The sequence below is a fragment of the Sulfurospirillum diekertiae genome (assembly GCF_002309535.1).
Lineage (GTDB): Bacteria > Campylobacterota > Campylobacteria > Campylobacterales > Sulfurospirillaceae > Sulfurospirillum > Sulfurospirillum diekertiae.
On the sequence record NZ_CP023275.1, the window covers coordinates 196,998 to 217,052 of the forward strand.

The window sequence follows — 20,055 nt, forward strand, 5'->3', positions numbered from 1 at the left end:
CGATAAAAATAACGTTAGTAATATAGTTGATGATAAATAAAAAAAAGATATTTTTGAACTAATTTTCAACTGTTAAGCCTAAAACCTACACCACGGATTGTCTCTATGATAGTTTGATTTTGAAGTTTGGTGCGAATGTTTTTGATATGCATATTAATAATATGAGAAGATTTGTCAAAATAATCAGTGTAGATATGTTCAGCAATTTGTGTTGGCGTGAGTATACTATTTTTGTTGTAGAAAAAAAGTTCAAGTATGGAAAATTCTTTAGGGGTGAGATTTATTTCAGTATCGTCCTTTAAAACTTTTCTTTCAGCTATGTTGATTTCGATATTGTTAATGTGCAGTTTGATTTGCTTATTGGTTGAGCTTCTTCGTAATATGGCTCTAATTCTTGCTTTTAGCTCTACCATAGAAAAAGGTTTTGCAAGATAATCATCTGCTCCAGCATCTAATCCTATGACCTTGTCTTCAAGTTCATATTTAGCGGTAAGAATAAGTACGTGCACAGATGGAACTTTTCCCTTTCGGATTTTTTCTAAAATATCAATCCCATCCATATCGGGTAAATTTAAATCTAACAATACAAGATCAAATACATCTTCCGTATATTTTTGCAATGCCATTTTGCCAGTTTGCGCTGTTACAACTGTGAAGCAATCCTGTTTTAAACTGTCTGCTAAATTTTTTAGAAGCTCAATATCATCCTCTATTATTAAGATTTTCATAGTTAATTTCTAACAGTGATTTCACATCCTACCCACTCATCACGAATAGCATCGCTGGCTTTAGGCTCATTTTTTATCAATCTTGCAGGTGCTATTTTATGCTTTGTAATCATCGTTTGTATGATAGTATCAGAGCGTTTAAGTGCTAGATTTTGAAGTGCTTCTGGCGCTATGATAATGTTCTCAGCAATTTTTGAAATCAAATTATCATTGATAGCACCAATATCCAAATTTTCATCTTTATAGGATTTTAGAAGTTTATTGTAATCATCACTAGAGTATTTTTGAATAAAGAGTTTTTTGATTGCTTTGCTATAACTATCATCTTCTTTACTCTTTTTAGGAGTCATTGCTTCTATTTGTGCAGTTACATTTTGCTCTTGAAGTGCTTTGGTATCAAGCGTTTCGTTGAAACTTGGAGTAACGATAAGATTGAGCTCACTTCTTTTTTCCAAAATTTGTTGGTATTGCGCCATCTTTTCCTCTTCTGAGTCAATAAGCGCATATTCTCCTGCTGCAAAATCAATACTTTTAAGATTTTCAGTTTCGATGCCGAGGATGGAACCTAAGAGTTTAAATGGAGAGGTTGCAATACTTCCGATGAGATTTCCAATGGCTTTCCACACAATGCTTCCATAACGAAATTCAGGGTCATTAAGATCGCCACTGACGGGAAGATCAATGTCAATTTGCCCTTTAGAATCTTTTAAAATAGCAATGGCAAGTCCTAGAGGAAGATTGGTCGCATCTGCACTTTCAATTTTATCACCCAGTGTGAGCGAATCTAGGTTAATCTTATTAGCGCCTTCCATCAATCCCTTTTTAATCTTATAGTTTAGATCCATAGAGAGTTTTCCCTCTTTGATCGCATAGCCTACAAATTTTCCAGAGTAGGGAGAAAGAGAAGGCATATCAATGTTTTTAAAGAGGATTTTGAGATTGGCTCTATTTTTTAAATCAAAAGGTAAAACTGATCCATCAATTTTTGCGTAGCCATATTTGTCAACTTTCCCTTCCAATTTTAGCACAGAAGGCTTGGTGTTTTTTGTATCGAGTGTTGACATTGATCCATTTAGACGGTCGGCAAAAGTCGCAAAAGGAAGCAGTAAAGAGGCATCTTTAAAATGGGTAGTTCCTCGTTTAAGTACGATATTCCCAATGAAGATAGCCATAGCCTCATTTTTTGCTGGTGATGTTTTTTTCATTTTAGAAGGTGCTTTTGATGGAGTTGACGAGGTTTTCAAGAGATTGGAAAAATTGGTCGTGCCATCTTTTTTGATATCAAGATTGATATAGGGTTTATCCAGAGCAATATTTTGAATACTTAATGTTGAAGGAGAAAGCGTGTAGGAAAAATTGGAAAAATTGAGTGTTTCCCAAGCAACAAGAGAATTTCTAAATTTATCTGCAAGTGAAAATTTAGAGACAGTTGCATCACCTTCAATTTTGAAAGTTGTTTGTTTGTCAAAAGAAGCTTTAATCTTAGAATTGAGTGATAATGCGCCATCTTGAATAAGGGTAGTTGTATAAAGTGCAATATAGGGTTGCGCTTTTTCTAAAGAGAGTTTATTAGCATTAATGGCTATATCTAACGAAGCAGTTGCGGGAATAAAAGTCCCTTTGAAGTTTAAAGTAGCAGTCGTATCCAGGGTACTGTTAAAATCATAGGTAATAGGATTGTTCATATCTTGCGTGATATTTTGAGCGGTTAATTTTAAGGGAGCAAAATGAGCAGGTGCACTTTTCACATTTTGATCACGCACATCAACAGTTGCCTCCTTAACTTCTAATGTTTTAAGGGCAAATTTCCAAGTGTTATTGGTCTCTTGTTTGGCGGATGATTGCACTTTTACTTGAGTTGATGGGCTTTTAGGCGTAAAAAGACGTACTAAATTAAGCGTGTAATCTTTTTCCAATTGAATATCTACAAAAGGCTTGGTAATCGTGGCTTTTTCGATGCTAATATTGGAGGTTTGCAAGTCAAAATCAATGGTTTCAAGATTAAAGGAAGGTACTTCAATAACGGGTTTATTCTCATTATCTACCAAGCGGACACTGTCTAAGGAGGCAGAAGCTTTTTCCAATGAAACAAGTGGTTTTTCTTTGCTAAGATCAATGGAAAAAGGAACTCTAAGTGAAAGTTCTCCTTGTGTAAGTGTTACTGGAATGGTTGGTAATGCGTATTTCCAAAAGTTTGAGAGAGGGAGACGCACAATATTGAGCTCGCCGTAAAACTTGAGTGGTTCAAAAGAAGCGCTACTTGCAATGGAGATTTTTTCTTCGTTTTGAAACATTACTTTAAGAGCATGAATGCTAAGGTCATCTTTATAAAAACTGAGGTTGTTGACCGTGTAATTTATAGGGCCTATGTCAAATTTAAAAGGAATGTTTGGACGTTCATCTGTAAATGTAGATTGAGCATTTTGGATTTCAACATGTTCAATGATAAAAGGCATGACAAGACTATTATCATGCGTAGTAAGGTTGTCATCCGTGCTACTCTTTGGAAAAATACTTAGAAGGGCTAGGTTACCATTAGGGTCAATTTTTAGATCAACAAAAGGCTTGTCGAGGAGCAATGATTGGATAAAAAACTCTTTTTTGAACAAAGAGGTTGGCTCATAATTAACATACAAATGCTCTAAAGATACAACACTACTTCCATTGGTATCATGGAGCGCTAAATTATTTACATGTAATTCAAACGTGAAAGGGTTAAAGAGTACTTTTTCAATTGAAATTGAAAGACCCAGTTTCTCTTGAAGAAGAGTAGGTAGCTTTGTTTGTGCCCACCATGGAAGGATAATAAAACCGCTCAGTGTATAGAATGCGGGAAGAAAAATTAACCAGAATAGAACACTTTTAAGACACTTTTTTAGCATCGTACACTCCTTTTTAAGGGCTTATTTATTATACAATAAATTGAAACATTTCTATTTAAAATCCATATTAGTTTTATAAGGATAGATGGATTATATGTTACCTATGTTATACTTTTTGAAAATTTTTACTCTATAAAGAAATACTATGCTCGTTCATATTTGTTGCTCCGTAGATAGCCACTTTTTTTTGCAAAGACTTCAAAAAAGTTATCCTGATGAGACGTTAATTGGCTTTTTTTATGATCCTAATATTCATCCTTTCAGTGAGTATAAATTAAGGCTTTTGGATGTCAAACGTAGTTGTGACAAGTTAGGAATTGCCTTACATGTAGGCGATTACAATTACGAAGGGTGGCTTGAAGCGGTTCGAGGTCTTGAAAATGAGCCAGAAAAAGGCAAACGTTGTTCAGTGTGTTTTGATAACAGGTTAGAAGAAACTGCACAAAAAGCTCTAGAAATAGGTGAAAAAACAATAACAACAACGTTACTAACAAGTCCTAAAAAATCATTAGAGCAGTTAGAAAAAGCTTTACGTGTCATTGCTCAGAAATATGAACTTGAAATCGTTGCACCTGATTTTAGAAAAGGTGGTGGTACACAAGAACAGTTTACACAAGCAAAAGAGGCAATGCTATACCACCAAAATTATTGTGGTTGCCTGTTCGCTTTGGGTGTGCAAAGAGAGCAACAACAAAAATGGGCAGATGAACTGAGTTCACCTCTACGCCCTCAAATACTTCCTGCTTCTATTGAGGAACGTATTGTTTTGTATGAAAAAGTGATAGAGCTTGAAGCAAATGAGACTCCTTTTAAATTGGTGCGTGAAAAGTTTTTAAACTATAGATTGCTTCGCGCATGGGTAAAGAATAGTGACAAAAAGATTATTCCTAGTTATGTCTTATTTTACTCTACATGTAAAAAAGAGTTTACTAAAACAAATGTAGAGTTTGTAGCACAAGGCGTTGGATTTTTAGCAAAAGAAGAAGCACGTTTTATTTCGCTTAAAACGTTTAATACGCTAGCCAATACAGACTATAAAACACTCAAAGAGATGCTACAAAATCCCCCAACGGTAGAAATAGAAATAGCTTTTAGAAACACCTACCTAAAGTCGATAGTTGCTTCATTAACTCCACTTGTTGTATTGGATGAGGTTAAAATGGACTCTTATGAACTCTTCATTCAGAGCAAAACCTATCAAGACATTAGAGAAAATTTAGTATTAATTGGCTAAAATATTAGAATTTTGTTAGAAGGTTTCAAAGATGTTAATTGATGTTGTAGAGATTCAAAAAATACTTCCCCATCGCTTTCCTTTTTTACTCGTGGATAGAATTACCGCACTTACGCCAGGCGAGTCTATTGAAGGATTTAAAAATATTACAATAGGCGAACAGATTTTTCAAGGACATTTCCCAGATCATCCCATTTACCCGGGTGTTATGATTATTGAAGGTATGGCACAAGCGGGTGGCGTTCTTGCGTTTAAAAGCATGGATGAAGAGAAGCAAGAAGATACGAAAGAAAAAGTGGTTTATTTTATGAGTATTGATAATGCGAAATTTAGAAGCCCTGTAAAGCCTGGAGATCAGTTAGTGTACAAACTTAATGTTCTAAAACACAGAGGTAATATCTGGGTTTTAGATGCCAAAGCTTATGTTGACGACAAGCTTGTCGCGGAAGCAGAGCTTAAAGCTATGATAGTGGACAAATAACATGCCAAACATTCATCCAACTGCCATTGTTGAAGAGGGAGCGAGTTTAGCAGACGATGTAAAAATCGGAGCTTATGCTTTTGTATCCAAAGATACCATACTTAAAAGTGGTGTTGAGGTGATGCAAGGAGCACAAATCTATGGTGTAACTAAAGTTGGCGAGGATACAAAAATTTGTCCTTACGCCGTTATTGGTATGCCACCACAGGATATTGGGTATAAACCAGAAGATGACGTACGCGTTGAGATAGGTCGTAATGTCATGATCCGTGAATTTGTAACGATTAATGCAGGAACTAAAAAAGGTGGTGGTGTTACACGCATTGGTAATAACTGTTTTATCATGATTTACTGCCATATCGCACATGATTGTCAAGTTGGCAATAATGTTATTATGGCCAATAATGCAACACTCGCAGGCCATGTACACATAGGTTCTTTCACTGTCATTGGTGGTATGACTCCGATTCATCAGTTTGTTCATATTGGAGAAGGTGTCATGATCGGAGGAGCAAGCGCTATTAGCCAAGATATCCCACCTTTTTGTTTAGCAGAAGGAAATCGTGCGGTTGTTCGAGGCCTTAACAGCGTTGGGTTAAAACGTCGTTTTGAGCGAGAAGATATTACCGCCATTCAAAGTGCGTATAAACAACTTTTTAGAAGTGAAAACGCTATTAAAGAGACAGCGGCTAAATTATTAGTGAGCGAAACAAACGAAAAAGTGTTGCAAATGTGCAACTTTATTATGGAATCCACACGAGGTATTCCATTCGAGAGGAAAAATAATGGTCAATAGAGAGTGTAGTTTTTGTGGCACCAAAGAGAGTAATGACACCCGTTTAATCGCAGGCGATGATGTTTTTATCTGCGAACATTGTGTTATTTCTGCCCATAAAATCTTTTTTGGAGAAATTCCAGAGCCTTCTGTGAGTAGTAGTGAAGAGGCTTTTGATCAAGAACTTTTAGCTCCAAAAGAGTTAAAAAAAGTGCTTGATGATTTTGTCATTGGGCAAGACCAAGCTAAAAAGATTTTTTCAGTCGGTGTGTATAACCACTATAAGAGAATTTTCAAGCAAAGTACCATTCAAGATGATACCGAAATTTCTAAATCTAACATTTTACTCATTGGACCAACAGGTAGTGGTAAAACATTGATGGCTCAAACTTTGGCACGTTTTTTAGATGTACCAATCGCAATCTCAGATGCAACCAGTTTAACCGAAGCGGGTTATGTGGGCGAAGATGTTGAAAATATTCTCACAAAATTGCTTCAATGTGCCAATGGAGATATTAAGAAAGCGGAACAAGGTATTGTCTTTATTGATGAGATTGACAAAATTGCGCGTATGAGTGAGAATCGCTCGATTACCAGAGATGTTTCAGGTGAAGGCGTTCAACAAGCACTGCTTAAAATTATTGAAGGCAGCATTGTTAACATTCCACCAAAGGGCGGGCGAAAACACCCAAATCAAGATTTTATTCAGATTGATACCACCAACATTTTGTTTGTCTGTGCTGGAGCCTTTGATGGCTTGGAAGAGATTATTAAACGTCGTATTGGTAAAAATGTCCTTGGCTTTGAGCAAGAAAAACGTACAAAAAGCCAAGATGCAGGACTTTTTGATCTTGCAGAACCGGATGATTTAGTCCATTACGGGTTGATTCCAGAGCTGATTGGACGTTTACATGTAACGGCAAAGCTTTCACCGATTACTAAAGAAGATATGGTGCGTATTTTGACAGAACCTAAAAATGCAATTTACAAACAATATCGAAAACTTTTTGCGATTGATAATGTTGAGCTCTCTTTCGAAAAAGAGGCATTGGATTCTGTAGCTGAGCTTGCGATCAAACGTAAGACGGGAGCGAGAGGACTTCGAAGTATTATCGAAGATATTATGGTTGATGTGATGTATGAACTTCCAGAACTAAGTGGCTATGAAGTGGTGATTACAAAAGATGTAGTGACAAAAGGTGAAAAACCACTTTATATCAAAAAAGATAAAAAAAGTGCGTAAAAAAGGAATAGAGAGATGATTTTGGACAAGATAATAGGATTCTTCTCAAGTGATATGAGTATCGACCTTGGAACGGCGAATACCTTGGTATTGGTCAAAGGTAAAGGTATTATTATCAATGAGCCTTCCGTCGTCGCTGTACAACGCAACCGCTATGGTAAACAAAATATCTTAGCAGTGGGTAAAGAGGCAAAAAATATGGTGGGTAAGACGCCAGGTGACATTGAAGCGATCCGCCCAATGCGTGATGGCGTTATCGCTGATTTTGATATGACGGAGAAAATGATTCGTTATTTCATTGAAAAGGCGCATCGAAGAAAAAGCTTTTTACGACCCCGTATCATCATCTGCGTTCCTTATGGTTTGACACAAGTAGAACGTAAAGCGGTACGTGAATCTGCAATGAGCGCAGGGGCACGTGAAGTTTTCCTCATCGAAGAGCCTATGGCAGCAGCCATTGGTGCAGGACTCCCTGTCCGTGAGCCACAAGGAAGTTTGGTTGTTGACATCGGCGGTGGTACAACTGAAATCGGCGTTGTATCTTTAGGTGGGTTGGTTATCAGTAAATCCATTCGCGTTGCGGGTGATAAGATTGATATGGCTATTGTCGATTACGTTAAGAAAAAATATAACTTATTAATTGGTGAGCGAACGGGGGAAGAGATCAAAATCGCTATTGGTACAGCTGTTCCTATGGATGAACCTATCTCTATGGTGGTTAAAGGGCGCGATCAAGTGAGCGGACTTTTGAGCCGTATTGAACTGACCAGTGAAGATGTACGAGATGCCATTAAAGAACCACTCAAAGAAATTGCCGACGCGCTTAAAGATGTCCTTGAAGTGATGCCTCCAGACCTTGCAGGGGATATTGTTGAAAACGGTGTTGTTTTAACCGGTGGTGGAGCTTTGATTCGAGGCTTCGATAAATACCTTTCAGACATCGTGAAGTTACCTGTTTTTGTTGCCGATGAACCACTTTTAGCGGTTGCAAAAGGTACAGGAAAAGCACTCGAAGAGATTGAACTTTTACAACAATTGTCGAATGAGTAAATTTAAAATCATTATTTTGCTTTGCATCTTTGTGTTTGTATCGTTTCGGTACAGCACAGATGCAAGGCACATTATAGGTGGCATTAATACAAAAATTCTTGCTTCTTATGGTGATATGAAAATGCAAATTGAAGCTAAGATCAATGAACATTTTGCTCAACAAGAAGAGATTCAGCGATTACGTACCGAAAATCAATCATTACAAAAATCAGCCGTTCTTTCCATTGCTTTTGCAAGTAAACTGAGCGATATGCTTAAGGAACACAATGTTACAGCATACAATCCTCGTGTGAGTATGATTCAATCCATTGGGTATACCAATTTGAATGATTATGGCAAAGTATGGTTAAAGTTCGATGACTTTAATCAAAGTAAAATTTATGGACTCTTACAACAAGGATACGCAGCAGGCATTGTTGTCTCGAACGATGGGCACCCTCAAGGGTTACTTTTAAGTGATCCAAAATCCATATTTGCTGTCTATATTGGAAATCAAAAAATGCAAGGTGTTGCGCAAGGTAACCGCAAAGAAGTGCTAGTCAAATATATTTCTCAGTGGTTACAGCCACAAGTGGGAGATGAAGTTGTCACCAGCGGACTGGATGGAATTTTCTTTGAAGGTATAAAAGTGGGAGTCGTGACGGAAGTCATTGATGAAGAGTCTTCAAAAACGGTGGTCGTAAAACCCTATGCAGCGCCACATGTACCAGCGTATATGCATGTCATTATGCAAAACTAGTCTTGAATCCACTGCCTTTGAGGCATTGGGTTGAATACTACATGTAGATTAAAGGAAAGAGATGCCAAAACGTCAAGATATTAAAACCATATTATTAATCGGATCAGGTCCTATTGTAATCGGACAGGCATGTGAATTTGACTATTCAGGAACGCAAGCAGCAAAAACTTTAAAAGAGCTTGGATACAGAGTTGTGCTTGTTAACTCCAATCCAGCGACCATTATGACAGACCCTGAATTTGCAGATCGCACTTATATTGAACCTATTACACCTGAAGTGATTGCCCGTATTATTGAAAAAGAGAGAGTCGATGCTATTCTTCCAACGATGGGTGGACAAACGGCACTGAATGTCGCGATGACGATGCATGACCAAGGAATGCTCAAAGATATTATATTTTTAGGTGCCAATCCCGCAGCGATTAAAAAAGGTGAAGACAGACAAGCCTTTAAAGAAGCGATGCTTAAAATTGGGATGGATTTACCAATCAGTGCCTATGCCTATAATTTAGAAGATGCGTATGCGGCAGCAGATAAAATTGGATTTCCACTGATTATTCGTGCCTCTTATACCTTAGCAGGTGGTGGTAGCGGTGTTGCCTATAACATTGATGAGTTCAAAGAACTTGCCATGGCAGGGCTTGATGCCAGCCCGATTAATGAGATTTTGATTGAAGAGTCTCTGCTGGGTTGGAAAGAGTACGAGATGGAAGTCATCCGTGATCATGCCGATAACTGCATCATCGTCTGCTCCATCGAGAACTTTGATCCGATGGGTGTTCACACGGGGGATTCCATTACCATTGCACCAGCTCTAACGTTGACTGATAAAGAGTACCAACGTATGCGAAATGCTTCATTTGCGATTCTTCGTGAAATTGGTGTGGATACGGGAGGAAGTAACGTACAGTTTTCCATCTGTCCGCAAACAGGAAGAATGACCGTTATTGAGATGAATCCACGTGTCAGTCGTAGTTCTGCACTTGCATCTAAAGCGACAGGTTATCCGATTGCCAAAGTGGCAACGCTTTTAGCGGTTGGCTTTACCCTCGATGAGATTAAAAATGACATTACAGGAACGGCGGCAAGCTTTGAGCCAGTCATTGACTACATCGTGACGAAGATTCCTCGTTTTACGTTTGAAAAATTTCCATTGGCAGATTCAACGCTGACCACTTCAATGAAGAGTGTGGGCGAGGTTATGGCGATTGGTCGTACGTTCAAAGAGTCATTCCAAAAAGCACTTTGCTCTCTTGAAACCAATTTAAGTGGATTTGAGAGCCTTAAAGTAGACGAAGATAAACTCAAAAATGAGATCAGAAGACCAAACTGCGATAGAGTGCTCTATGTGGGTGAAGCATTCCGTCGAGGTTATAGCGTTGAAGATGTATTTAATCTAAGTAAAATTGATCCATGGTTCTTAGGTCAAATTAAAGAAATTATTGATTTTGAGACAAAAATTGATATGTTTATTCTCAACGATGAAGAACTGTTACGTAAAGCTAAAACAATGGGTTTCTCAGACAAAATGATCGCAAAACTGATCAACAAAGAAGACAACTTAGAGCTCACAACCAATGACATCTACTTTGCACGTAATAAACTCGGCATCGACTTTGAATACAATGAAGTTGACACGTGTGCGGCGGAATTTAAAGCTCTGACACCGTACCTTTACTCCACGACCAATGTGACCAAATTACCTTTACATGTAAAAGAGAAAGAGACACAGAAAAAAGTCATGATCATCGGTGGAGGACCAAACAGAATTGGTCAAGGCATTGAGTTTGACTACTGTTGTGTTCACGCGGCATATGCCTTAAATGACATGGGTGTTAAAACCATTATGTACAACTGCAACCCAGAAACCGTTTCAACTGATTATGATACGAGCGATATTCTCTACTTTGAACCGATTGATTTTGAACATGTTAGAAGTGTGGTTGAAAAAGAGAATCCAGATGGCGTTATCGTTCATTTTGGTGGACAAACACCTCTTAAATTGGCTAAAAAACTCACTGTTATGGGTGCAAAAATCATTGGCACAACAGCGCGTGTGATCGATATGGCAGAAGATAGAGAAAAATTTTCGAAATTTATCACTGAAAATAATATCAAACAACCTCATAATGCAACCGCAACGAGTGAAGAAGAGGCGATTGAAAAAGCAAAAGAGATTGGATATCCTGTTCTTGTGCGCCCAAGCTACGTTCTAGGTGGGCGTGCAATGCGTATCGTTTACAATGAGAGCGAACTACGTACCTATATGAATGAAGCAGTGAGCGTGAGCCATAATTCACCTGTATTAATTGACCAATTCTTAGATCGTGCTATTGAAATGGATGTTGATGCTATTTGTGATGGCAAAGAGGTTTATATCGGCGGTATTATGCAACACATCGAAGAAGCGGGTATTCACAGTGGAGATAGTGCTTGTTCATTACCTTCTATCAGCCTTAGCGATGCACTTTTAAGTAAAATTGAATCTCAAACCAAACAAATCGCGCTAAACCTTGGTGTTGTAGGTTTGATGAACATTCAATATGCGATCTACCAAGACGATGTCTATATGATCGAAGTTAATCCTCGTGCTAGCCGTACCGTCCCCTTTGTCAGTAAAGCGACCGGTATTCCAATGGCAAAAGTTGCGACACGTGTTATGTTCCAAGGAAATCTCCGAGAAGCGCTTTCTTTTTACGACAAATTTGACGTGGTACGCGAAGGCAATGGCATCTTAAAACCTAAAAAATTTGATCATGTTGCAGTGAAAGAAGCGGTATTCCCGTTCAATAAACTTCAAGGCGCAGACCTTATTTTAGGACCTGAGATGAAATCAACGGGTGAAGTTATGGGCATTAGCCGCAACTTCCCTGCTTCATTTGCTAAAAGCCAAATCGCTTCAGCGAACGTACTACCCAAAAGCGGTTCAGTCTTTATCTCGTTAGTAGACATCGACAAATCCTTTGCCAAAGAGATCGGGACGAAATTTGAAGCGCTTGGCTTTAAGGTCATCGCAACAGGTGGAACGCACAAAGCCTTGCAAGAAGCCGGTGTGAATGCAGAGTTTGTTTATAAAATCTCTGAAGGTCGCCCTAATATCGAAGATAAACTCAAAAATGGTGACATTGCCCTTGTGATTAACACGAGCGATAATAAATCCAGCAAAGACGATGCAAAGAAAATTCGCCAAGCCGTGCTTCGCTTTAAAATCCCTTACTTTACCACTGTCTCTGCGGCATCTGCTGCAACGACAGCGATAGAGTACATTCAAGACAAAAGTGCGCTTGAACCACGTGCTTTACAAGATTATTTAAACTAGAAAACCATGAACCCCAACCTTGTTTATCTTGCGCAAACAGAGACAACGGTGGGGTTCCTTTCCCAAAATGCTGAAGCACTCGCTCGCACAAAAAACCGCCCCCAAGGTAAACCTTTTCTCATTAGTGTTGATTCACTGAACACCCTTCGTTCCTTTACCAGAGTTCCCAAACATCATAAAAACCGTGTTCGAAGAGTCCAAAAAACGACTTTTGTTTACCCATGCGGATTGGCGATTCGTGTTGTAAAATATGAAGAGCATTTGCAGTTTTTGAAAAAATTTAAATGGAGCTACTCCACCTCGTCTAATCCTAGTGGAAAGGGCTTTGATGAAGCATTTGCAATCGAAAAAGCGGATGTCATTGTTTTTACATGTAAAGGTTTTTTTGAAGATAAACCCTCAACTATTTACAAACTTGGAAAACGAAAATTAAGGAAATTACGGTAATGAATCTGCAAAAACTTAAAGAGGCAGAAGCCTATTTTTTGGAACTCTATCCGCAAGGTTTTGAGGATGTAGGACTTTTACCCATCATCAAACGACATAATACCGCCAAAATTGGCGAACACGTCCGTGAGCTATTTGCCAAAGAGAACTTCACACAGCCTGAGCTCATCTGCGAAAACTTCACCAAAATCGTCTCAAAATCGACCCTAATCTCACTCTTTGAAAAACCAAAAGTAAGAGATATGATTAAGTCGATGCGCATGGAGCGAAGAGATATGCTCAGTATTGGTCTGTATGAACTGCTTTATGGTGACCCAAAAGAAGGCTTTGAGACGTTGGTAGAAGTGCTCTCGTTTTATAGTTTGGCAAAGTGGTCGATCGTAACACTTATACCGTATTATTTCTACCGAGATAAAGAGTTTTTCATCAAGCCTACAACAACGAAAAATATTATCAATTTTTTTGAGATAGAAGGTTTAGTCTATAAGCCAAAACCGAGCTATGAATTTTACGTGAAGTATAAAAAAGTTTTAGAAGGTATGAAAGTAAACGTTGGTGAGAAGATAAGCCACGATGACAATGCCGCCTTTACAGGCTTTTTGATGATGGCGATGGAAGAATGATTAAATATTGTTAAAAAGGAAAAAGTTATAGATTACTTTTTCCTAGATTACATTTTGAACATAGTGTTTGCAAGTTTTCATAAACTGTATCTCCGCCTTTGCTCCAAGGCATAATATGATCTATATGTAATTCAACGGATGGATTTTTAGCAGGGCTAGCACCACATTGAACACATGCAAAATTATCTCGTCTTAAAACTTGAAATCTCAATCTTAAAGACACATCTCTCCCATTTTTTGGTTTCACGCTTAAGTTTTGATTTTCTTTAGGAGCTGATAGCTCTTCATCATTTGCCCAGATTACAAATAATTTTAAAGCATCTGTCCATGATTTAAAACGTCTATTATAGGGGCTTTGTGAAAATTCTGAAATTTTATTATCTAAATCTCGCCTTGTTGGTTGTTTTCCAAGATGTTCCCATAAATTCAAAAGGTTTTTAAAAAGGCGTTCATCTGAAATATTAACTTCATTTGAAAGTTGAAGTCCTGCGAGTTTCAATGCTTTATTCCAAGTGCCAAATCTACGGCTAACCGTTGTACAATCATATTGTCCATATTGAGTATAAATTTTTTGAGTTAAAGAGATGACATTGAGTTTTTGAACAACATTTTTTAAATCATCAAGAATCATATCATCTGTTATTAATTCATTTTTAGCAGGGCTAAATTCAAATTTTTGCTTACTTGACATGAAAACCTTTCAACAAATTAAATTTTAAAGTTTCCCAGTAATCTTCCGAATTGCCAACGAAGCAAGCGTCAAACCAAACGAAGCGGTCACACACATTAAACTTCCCATCTCTTTACAAATCGGTTTTTCATCTGAAAATACCGTTAAAAAAGTTCCTTGAAAGCCCGTTTTTTTAAGCCCATCTCTAAAGCCTTTTGCCAGCATATCGCCATATGTGTCCCAAATAGGGGCGTAATGAATTTTAGTAGGATCGATTTTTTTAGCACCACCAGCGGAGCTTAGGAGTTTGGTGTGGGCTTTGTGGGCTACGGCGATTTTGGCTTCCATATCATCGATCGCGTCGATAACGATGTCATAGGGTTCAAAGTTAAAACTCTCAACCCATTCAGGGGTGACTTTTGCCTCAATAGGGGTGACGCCTTTATAAAGGCTTGCCATATGTAAAACTTTGACTTCTCCCACGGCTTCTGAGCCCAGTTGTCTGTTTTGATTGGTTACGTCGTAGCGGTCAAAATCGACGATGGTGATGTCGCTAATGCCCGTGCGGTATAAGGCATCTAAACATGGACTTCCGACTCCACCAATACCTAAAAGAAGGACTTTTGCCTTTTGGAGTTTTTCAAAATCTTCACCAAAAACTCTTCTGACACGTGAGTAACGATCTTCCATTATTGTATCCATTGTTTTAAATTTTCAAGTTCATCATGAGCGGTCATGTCGAGTTTGATCGGTGTGATGGAGACATAGCCTTCATCAATGGCGCTGAGGTCACAGTCATCTGCCTCACCTTTTTTCCACTCCAGCGTATGAACACCAAGCCAGTAGTACTCTTCACCTCGTGGATTGCGGTGCAGATGCGCGTCATTGCCGTACATGCGATACCCTGCACGGGTGATCTTATAGCCCTTGCACTCTTCGGGTTTGAGGGCTGGGATATTGACATTTAAAAAGCGACGTTCCGCGAGAGGGAAAGAGCCCTCTAAGATGCGTTTAGAAAGATCGTACACGGTTTGCTCTGCAAGATCATAGCCGTGCGTGAGTTCAATGTTTTGAGGCCCACCCGTGTAAACTTGCGAGATCGCAATGGCAGGAACACCATGCAAGGCCGCTTCCATTGCAGCACTCGCTGTACCACTGTAGGTGATGTCTTCGCCTAAATTAGAGCCTTTATTAATGCCACTGACGACCAAATCAGGTTTGGAATCACCTTCAAAAAGAGCGTTGAGTGAGAGATAAATACAATCCGTGGGCGTGCCATCATCCAGTTTGTAAAAATCATCGCCAATCGCAACAAAGCGAAGGGGTCGTGTGAGCGTAAGGGAGTGTCCGCAGGCGGATTTTTCAGAAGTAGGTGCTACAATGGTGACTTGTCCTAAAGGACGAAGTGCACGAGCAAGAGCGTGAAGTCCCGTGCTTTCAAAGCCATCGTCATTGGTAATTAAAATACGTTTCATTGAAATGCCTATTTTTTAGTTACATTATAACGAAAGAGGCTTATAGTAGACTTCCTTTTTAGCTCATAAACGAAGTCTATTTTTAAGAGATTTTTGTATAGACTTCGTTTTAAAGAATAGACTTTTTTGATAACCTACTATAAAAGGTACGATTTTGAAATTACTTGTTTCCGCTCTAGAGCCATCCGCCAATTTACACTTAGAACCTCTTTTAAGTGCGCTGGAGCAGTGTGAATTGTATGGTATCTTTGATGAGCGTTTTGGAAAGCCGTTGCTACCAAGCAAAGCTTTTTCAATCATGGGGTTTTTAGATGCATTGCCTAAAATTCGTAAAGCCAAAAGAGCCATTAAGGTGATGGCACGAATGAGCTTTTTTGTGGATAAAGTGCTACTTATCGACTCGCCAGCGTTCAATATTCCTTTGGCAAAAGCCATTAAAACGATCAATCCTAATGTCGAAATTATCTACTATATCTTGCCACAAGTCTGGGCATGGAAGCCTAAACGTGTTGCAAAAGTGGAAAAATATTGTGATGTACTGGCATCTATTTTGCCTTTTGAACAGCAATTTTATACGAAGGCAACCTATGTTGGGAATCCTCTGTTGGATGAAATTCCACTTTTTAAACTCAGTGCGGAAGAGACTGGGGTGATCGCCTTTTTGCCCGGTAGTCGCAAAAGTGAGATCCGAAGTCTCTTTCCTATCTATAAAGAGGTTGCTTCTCGCATAGAAGGTAAAGAGAAGTTGCTGGTGATTCCTCCACATTTTGACTATCGTGAAATTGTGGATATTTATGGTGATATTCATGACTTTAAAATTTGTCGCAATACCTATGAAGCGTTTGAAAAAAGTGAGTTTGCGTTTGTATGTTCTGGAACGGCAACGCTGGAAGCGGCACTTGTCGGTGTGCCTTTTGTATTGGCGTATAAAGCAAAAGCGTTTGATTATTGGGTTGCCCAGCAATTTGTAAAACTCAAACATGTAGGACTTGCCAATATTATTTTCGATTTTGAAAAGATGGAACCGTTACATGTAGAGTTATTGCAAGAAGATGTTTTTGCCGATAATCTACTCAAAGCCTATGAAAATATGGACAAAGAGGCATTTTTTAACCATGCCAAAAAACTTCGAACAATGCTAAGCCACGGTAGTCAAGAGGCAATGATAAGCATAATGAAGGTATAATGTAAAGATATAAGGAGTTAAAAATGAGTACTAAAGAGCCGATGACCGAATACGGTTATCAAAAATTAACGAATGAATTATCTGACTTAAAAAAACGCCAACGACCTGAAACAGTCATTGAACTTGATATTGCACGAAGTCATGGTGATCTCAAAGAGAACTCAGAATACCATGCTGCGAAAGACCATTTGGCATTTTTAGATGGGCGCATTGGAGAACTAAGTGATCTTGTCTCTCGTGCACAAGTTATTAATCCAAATTCCTATGAGCATGATAAAATCCGTTTTGGCTCAACCATTAAATTAGAAAATACGGAGACGGGCGATGAACTGACCTATACCATCGTTGGGAGCACAGAGAGCAATCCTGATAGAGGGCTTATCTCCTATCATACGCCCTTATCTCAACAGCTTTTAGGGCATGGAGAGGGTGAAGAAGTCACCATTAAGTTACCTTCTGGTCAACAGATTTTTGAGATTTTAGAAGTTATTTATATCGAGATTCAATTCGAGGAATAAAGTATGGCAAAAATAGATGTAGCAATCATTGGTGTAAGCGGTTACACGGGCTTAGAGCTGATGAAAATTTTGATCAATCATCCTCATTTTAACATTACTTACATAGCAACGACGGAAGGTGGAATGAAAGCGACAGAACTACATCCTAGTTTATTGGGTGTTTTTGAGCAAGAGGTGTTAAAAGCCGATGCGAGAGATGTTGCCAAGCATGCCAAACTTGCTTTTTTAGCGCTTCCCCATAAAGCGGCGATGGGTTTTGCGAAGGAGCTTTTAGCGTTACATGTAAAGGTAGTTGACCTTTCAGCAGATTACCGTTTAGAGCTTGAGGCATATGAGGAGCACTACTGTGAACATGAAGATAAAGAAAATTTAAAAGAGGCTGTTTATGGGCTTCCAGAAATCAATCGTGCCAAAATAAAACAAGCGAAGTTGGTTGCCAATCCAGGATGTTATCCTACGGCTTCGATTTTGGGGATTTTACCGTTTTTGAATTATCTTAAAAAAGATGCACCCATCTTTATTGATGCAAAAAGTGGAGTCTCAGGTGCAGGTAAAAAACCGACATCTACAGCACATTTTGTGAGTATCAATGAAAATATCTTTGCTTACAATCCTTTGAAACATCGCCATGAGCCAGAGATCGCTGAGAAATTACGTTTGGTAAGCGGTCATCCGTTTGAAGTGAATTTTGTACCGCATTTATTGCCTGTAAGTCGTGGTATGTTGGTGAGTTCGTATTTGCAAACGAATGATATAATTGACGCGAAAGCCGTGCTTCAGGACTTTTATAAAAATGAGCATTTTGTGCGTATTCGTGAAGTGCCTGTCGATATTAAATCAACAGCTGGAACAAACTTTTGCGATATTTTCGTGAGTCAAAAAGGAAAGTCCCTCTTTGTTTCATCCAGCATCGACAATCTTTTACGTGGTGCTTCAGCACAAGCGGTGGTAAATGCCAATTTGATGTGTGGCTTCGAAGAGTCCGCAGGAATTCCTATTATCGCCTATGTCCCCTAATCTTATCATCCAAGAAGGAGCGCTTTTTATTGCTGACGCTCATGACTCAGCTGAGCGCTCTTTCTTTTTTGATTTCCTTTTACATGTAAAACAAAATCCTCCACCCCAACTCTTTTTAATGGGCGATATGTTCGACCTTTTAGTGGGTAGTGTTGACTATGGTGTTAAACAGTATCAGCGCTATATTGACCTGATTGACGAGATTGGAAAATGCTGTGAAGTCTACTATTTTGAGGGCAATCATGACTTTGATCTCTCTAAACTCTTTCACTATGTAAAGGTGATACCGATTGCTGAACAACCTTTTACATGTAAACTTCCTAGTGGCAAAAGCTGTCTTTTATTGCACGGCGATAAATATGGAGGCTTTATTCATCGGTGCTATACAAAGATGATTCGCAATCAAGGTGTCTTAAGCGTCCTGAATGTATTAGATGGATTACTTCAAGGTTTTATCTCTCAAAAGATTCAAAATAACCAGCGCAAAAAAATGTTGTGCAAGCCAATTGAGCATTTTGCAACGCTTATACAACGCAAGCTACATTTTTATCCAAAAGTGGATGTCATTGCAGAGGGACATTACCATCAAAACACTGATTTTATGGTAGTTGGGACACATTATATCAATTTTTCTTCTTTTGCGTGCAATCAAAGCTATTTTAGTGTACAATCTTCGCCAGAGACAGAATTTGCGCAAAAGCAACTAAGGGGCTGCAATGGCTAAAGAAAGTATTTTAAAAGTAGGCTCCAATGAGATGGAGCTGGTGGACTTCCGTATTTTTAAGAAGGAAGCGAACGGTGTTTATGAGGGAATTTATGGTGTTAACGTTGCAAAAGTACGTGAAATCATCAAAATTCCTAATTTGACGGAACTTCCAGGTGTTCCTGAATACATCGAAGGTATTTTTGATCTTCGTGGTATCGTTATTCCTGTTATTAACCTTGCCAAATGGATGAACATCAAAGAGCCTGATGATGGATCGATTAAACCTCGTATTATCATCACGGAGTTTAGCGACATCTTGATCGGTTTTGTGGTGCATGAAGCCAAACGTATTCGCCGCATCAGCTGGAAAGATATTGAGCCAGCATCATTTGTTGCTGGTATGGGTTCACTGGATAAAAGTCAAATTACAGGTGTAACACGTATTGAAAATGATGAGGTACTTTTGATTTTGGATCTTGAAAGCGTGGTGCAAGCACTCGGTATTTATCAACCTAAAATTGATGTGGAAGACAATGCTATTATCAAAGTAGATGGTACAGCCTTGATTTTGGACGATAGTATGACCGCACGAAAGCTCGTCAGCGATGCGCTTAAAAAGATGGGTATGCGTGTAATCGAAGCGAAAGATGGTTCTGAAGGTTTAGAGCGCTTAAACGATCTTTATACAACCTATGGTGAACATCTAACCGATGAAGTCAAAATTATTATTAGCGATGTTGAAATGCCTCAGATGGATGGATTTCACTTTGCCGCTAGTGTGAAAGAAGATGCAAGGTTTAAAAATATTCCGATTGTCTTTAACTCTTCCATTAGTGACCATTTTAGTGAACTTAGGGGCAAAGAGGCGGGCGGTGAAGCCTATTTAACGAAATTTGATGCAGGTATCTTTTACAAAGAAGTTTCTAAAGTCATCAAATCACACGTGAAAACAGCACAATAGG

The 20,055-nt window shown here is 38.7% G+C and carries 19 protein-coding genes; 14 read left to right on the plus strand and 5 right to left on the minus strand.

Going from position 1 to position 20,055, the window contains the following annotated elements; translation table 11 throughout:
* Positions 1-65: 65 nt before the first annotated feature.
* Positions 66-728 carry a response regulator transcription factor gene (locus SJPD1_RS01085; RefSeq protein ID WP_096045587.1) on the minus strand — a complete coding sequence of 221 codons (663 nt, stop codon included), beginning with the start codon at positions 726-728 and terminating at the stop codon, positions 66-68.
* Positions 729-730: 2 nt separating this feature from the next.
* On the minus strand, positions 731-3,610 hold the full coding sequence (locus tag SJPD1_RS01090; RefSeq protein WP_096045588.1) for a DUF748 domain-containing protein: 2,880 nt from the start codon (positions 3,608-3,610) through the stop codon (positions 731-733).
* 145 nt (positions 3,611-3,755) lie between these two features.
* Here SJPD1_RS01090 and SJPD1_RS01095 point away from each other — a divergent pair, with 145 nt between their 5' ends.
* The 9 genes from SJPD1_RS01095 (at position 3,756) to SJPD1_RS01135 (ending at position 13,521) form a co-directional block, all read left to right on the plus strand.
* Positions 3,756-4,844 (plus strand): epoxyqueuosine reductase QueH, encoded by a 1,089-nt coding sequence (locus tag SJPD1_RS01095; protein WP_096045589.1) that lies wholly within the window; start codon positions 3,756-3,758, stop codon positions 4,842-4,844.
* Between the two features lie 31 nt (positions 4,845-4,875).
* Entirely contained in the window at positions 4,876-5,325 is a 450-nt protein-coding gene (fabZ, locus tag SJPD1_RS01100) for a 3-hydroxyacyl-ACP dehydratase FabZ (protein WP_096045590.1), read from the plus strand.
* A gap of 1 nt (position 5,326) precedes the next feature.
* Positions 5,327-6,121, plus strand: coding sequence for an acyl-ACP--UDP-N-acetylglucosamine O-acyltransferase (gene lpxA, locus SJPD1_RS01105; protein ID WP_096045591.1), 795 nt, complete (start codon positions 5,327-5,329; stop codon positions 6,119-6,121).
* Positions 6,111-7,343: an ATP-dependent Clp protease ATP-binding subunit ClpX gene (clpX, locus tag SJPD1_RS01110; RefSeq protein ID WP_096045592.1), complete on the plus strand. Its 1,233-nt coding sequence runs from the start codon at positions 6,111-6,113 to the stop codon at positions 7,341-7,343. Before lpxA ends, clpX begins: the two co-directional genes overlap by 11 nt.
* A 15-nt stretch (positions 7,344-7,358) precedes the next feature.
* Entirely contained in the window at positions 7,359-8,393 is a 1,035-nt protein-coding gene (locus tag SJPD1_RS01115) for a rod shape-determining protein (RefSeq protein ID WP_087437507.1), read from the plus strand.
* Positions 8,386-9,132 carry a rod shape-determining protein MreC gene (mreC, locus tag SJPD1_RS01120; RefSeq protein ID WP_096045593.1) on the plus strand — a complete coding sequence of 249 codons (747 nt, stop codon included), beginning with the start codon at positions 8,386-8,388 and terminating at the stop codon, positions 9,130-9,132. Before SJPD1_RS01115 ends, mreC begins: the two co-directional genes overlap by 8 nt.
* Positions 9,133-9,193: 61 nt before the next feature.
* Positions 9,194-12,451, plus strand: a complete 3,258-nt coding sequence (carB, locus tag SJPD1_RS01125; protein ID WP_096045594.1) for a carbamoyl-phosphate synthase large subunit — start codon at positions 9,194-9,196, stop codon at positions 12,449-12,451.
* Positions 12,452-12,457: 6 nt separating this feature from the next.
* Positions 12,458-12,898, plus strand: a complete 441-nt coding sequence (locus SJPD1_RS01130; RefSeq protein WP_096045595.1) for a Sua5 YciO YrdC YwlC family protein — start codon at positions 12,458-12,460, stop codon at positions 12,896-12,898.
* On the plus strand, positions 12,898-13,521 hold the full coding sequence (locus tag SJPD1_RS01135; RefSeq protein WP_096045596.1) for a hypothetical protein: 624 nt from the start codon (positions 12,898-12,900) through the stop codon (positions 13,519-13,521). Before SJPD1_RS01130 ends, SJPD1_RS01135 begins: the two co-directional genes overlap by 1 nt.
* Positions 13,522-13,546: 25 nt before the next feature.
* Here SJPD1_RS01135 and SJPD1_RS01140 read toward each other — a convergent pair whose 3' ends face one another.
* The 3 genes from SJPD1_RS01140 to surE are packed head-to-tail and all read right to left on the minus strand — an operon-like array spanning position 13,547 to position 15,666.
* Complete coding sequence (locus tag SJPD1_RS01140) at positions 13,547-14,212, minus strand: homing endonuclease associated repeat-containing protein (RefSeq protein WP_096045597.1); 666 nt, start codon at positions 14,210-14,212, stop codon at positions 13,547-13,549.
* A 24-nt stretch (positions 14,213-14,236) separates the two neighbouring features.
* Positions 14,237-14,881: a tRNA threonylcarbamoyladenosine dehydratase gene (locus SJPD1_RS01145; RefSeq protein WP_096045598.1), complete on the minus strand. Its 645-nt coding sequence runs from the start codon at positions 14,879-14,881 to the stop codon at positions 14,237-14,239.
* On the minus strand, positions 14,881-15,666 hold the full coding sequence (gene surE, locus SJPD1_RS01150) for a 5'/3'-nucleotidase SurE (RefSeq protein WP_096045599.1): 786 nt from the start codon (positions 15,664-15,666) through the stop codon (positions 14,881-14,883). Before surE ends, SJPD1_RS01145 begins: the two co-directional genes overlap by 1 nt.
* Before the next feature lie 154 nt (positions 15,667-15,820).
* Here surE and lpxB point away from each other — a divergent pair, with 154 nt between their 5' ends.
* Genes lpxB through SJPD1_RS01175 form a run of 5 tightly spaced genes read left to right on the plus strand, consistent with a single transcriptional unit; the run spans position 15,821 to position 20,054 of the window.
* The gene (lpxB, locus tag SJPD1_RS01155; RefSeq protein ID WP_096045600.1) at positions 15,821-16,852 is read left to right on the plus strand and encodes a lipid-A-disaccharide synthase; all 1,032 of its coding nucleotides are present in this window, start codon (positions 15,821-15,823) and stop codon (positions 16,850-16,852) included.
* A gap of 23 nt (positions 16,853-16,875) precedes the next feature.
* Positions 16,876-17,370: a transcription elongation factor GreA gene (gene greA, locus SJPD1_RS01160; protein ID WP_088437179.1), complete on the plus strand. Its 495-nt coding sequence runs from the start codon at positions 16,876-16,878 to the stop codon at positions 17,368-17,370.
* 3 nt (positions 17,371-17,373) lie between these two features.
* A complete protein-coding gene (gene argC, locus SJPD1_RS01165) occupies positions 17,374-18,387 on the plus strand; it encodes an N-acetyl-gamma-glutamyl-phosphate reductase (protein WP_210394392.1) in 1,014 nt (337 codons plus the stop codon).
* Positions 18,377-19,111, plus strand: a complete 735-nt coding sequence (locus tag SJPD1_RS01170) for a UDP-2,3-diacylglucosamine diphosphatase (protein WP_096045601.1) — start codon at positions 18,377-18,379, stop codon at positions 19,109-19,111. Before argC ends, SJPD1_RS01170 begins: the two co-directional genes overlap by 11 nt.
* Positions 19,104-20,054 carry a chemotaxis protein gene (locus SJPD1_RS01175; protein WP_096045602.1) on the plus strand — a complete coding sequence of 317 codons (951 nt, stop codon included), beginning with the start codon at positions 19,104-19,106 and terminating at the stop codon, positions 20,052-20,054. The genes SJPD1_RS01170 and SJPD1_RS01175 overlap by 8 nt, the downstream gene beginning before the upstream one ends.
* The last annotated feature ends 1 nt before the right edge of the window (position 20,055 follow it).

Coding starts and splice junctions, on each gene's coding strand:
- SJPD1_RS01145 (WP_096045598.1), bottom strand. CDS start 14,881: ATGGAAGATCGTTACTCACGTGTCAGAAGAGTTTTTGGTGAAGATTTT.
- lpxA (WP_096045591.1), top strand. CDS start 5,327: ATGCCAAACATTCATCCAACTGCCATTGTTGAAGAGGGAGCGAGTTTA.
- SJPD1_RS01170 (WP_096045601.1), top strand. CDS start 18,377: ATGTCCCCTAATCTTATCATCCAAGAAGGAGCGCTTTTTATTGCTGAC.
- SJPD1_RS01130 (WP_096045595.1), top strand. CDS start 12,458: ATGAACCCCAACCTTGTTTATCTTGCGCAAACAGAGACAACGGTGGGG.
- mreC (WP_096045593.1), top strand. CDS start 8,386: ATGAGTAAATTTAAAATCATTATTTTGCTTTGCATCTTTGTGTTTGTA.
- fabZ (WP_096045590.1), top strand. CDS start 4,876: ATGTTAATTGATGTTGTAGAGATTCAAAAAATACTTCCCCATCGCTTT.
- SJPD1_RS01095 (WP_096045589.1), top strand. CDS start 3,756: ATGCTCGTTCATATTTGTTGCTCCGTAGATAGCCACTTTTTTTTGCAA.
- SJPD1_RS01115 (WP_087437507.1), top strand. CDS start 7,359: ATGATTTTGGACAAGATAATAGGATTCTTCTCAAGTGATATGAGTATC.
- surE (WP_096045599.1), bottom strand. CDS start 15,666: ATGAAACGTATTTTAATTACCAATGACGATGGCTTTGAAAGCACGGGA.
- SJPD1_RS01085 (WP_096045587.1), bottom strand. CDS start 728: ATGAAAATCTTAATAATAGAGGATGATATTGAGCTTCTAAAAAATTTA.
- carB (WP_096045594.1), top strand. CDS start 9,194: ATGCCAAAACGTCAAGATATTAAAACCATATTATTAATCGGATCAGGT.
- SJPD1_RS01135 (WP_096045596.1), top strand. CDS start 12,898: ATGAATCTGCAAAAACTTAAAGAGGCAGAAGCCTATTTTTTGGAACTC.
- SJPD1_RS01140 (WP_096045597.1), bottom strand. CDS start 14,212: ATGTCAAGTAAGCAAAAATTTGAATTTAGCCCTGCTAAAAATGAATTA.
- greA (WP_088437179.1), top strand. CDS start 16,876: ATGAGTACTAAAGAGCCGATGACCGAATACGGTTATCAAAAATTAACG.
- SJPD1_RS01175 (WP_096045602.1), top strand. CDS start 19,104: ATGGCTAAAGAAAGTATTTTAAAAGTAGGCTCCAATGAGATGGAGCTG.
- SJPD1_RS01090 (WP_096045588.1), bottom strand. CDS start 3,610: ATGCTAAAAAAGTGTCTTAAAAGTGTTCTATTCTGGTTAATTTTTCTT.
- clpX (WP_096045592.1), top strand. CDS start 6,111: ATGGTCAATAGAGAGTGTAGTTTTTGTGGCACCAAAGAGAGTAATGAC.
- argC (WP_210394392.1), top strand. CDS start 17,374: ATGGCAAAAATAGATGTAGCAATCATTGGTGTAAGCGGTTACACGGGC.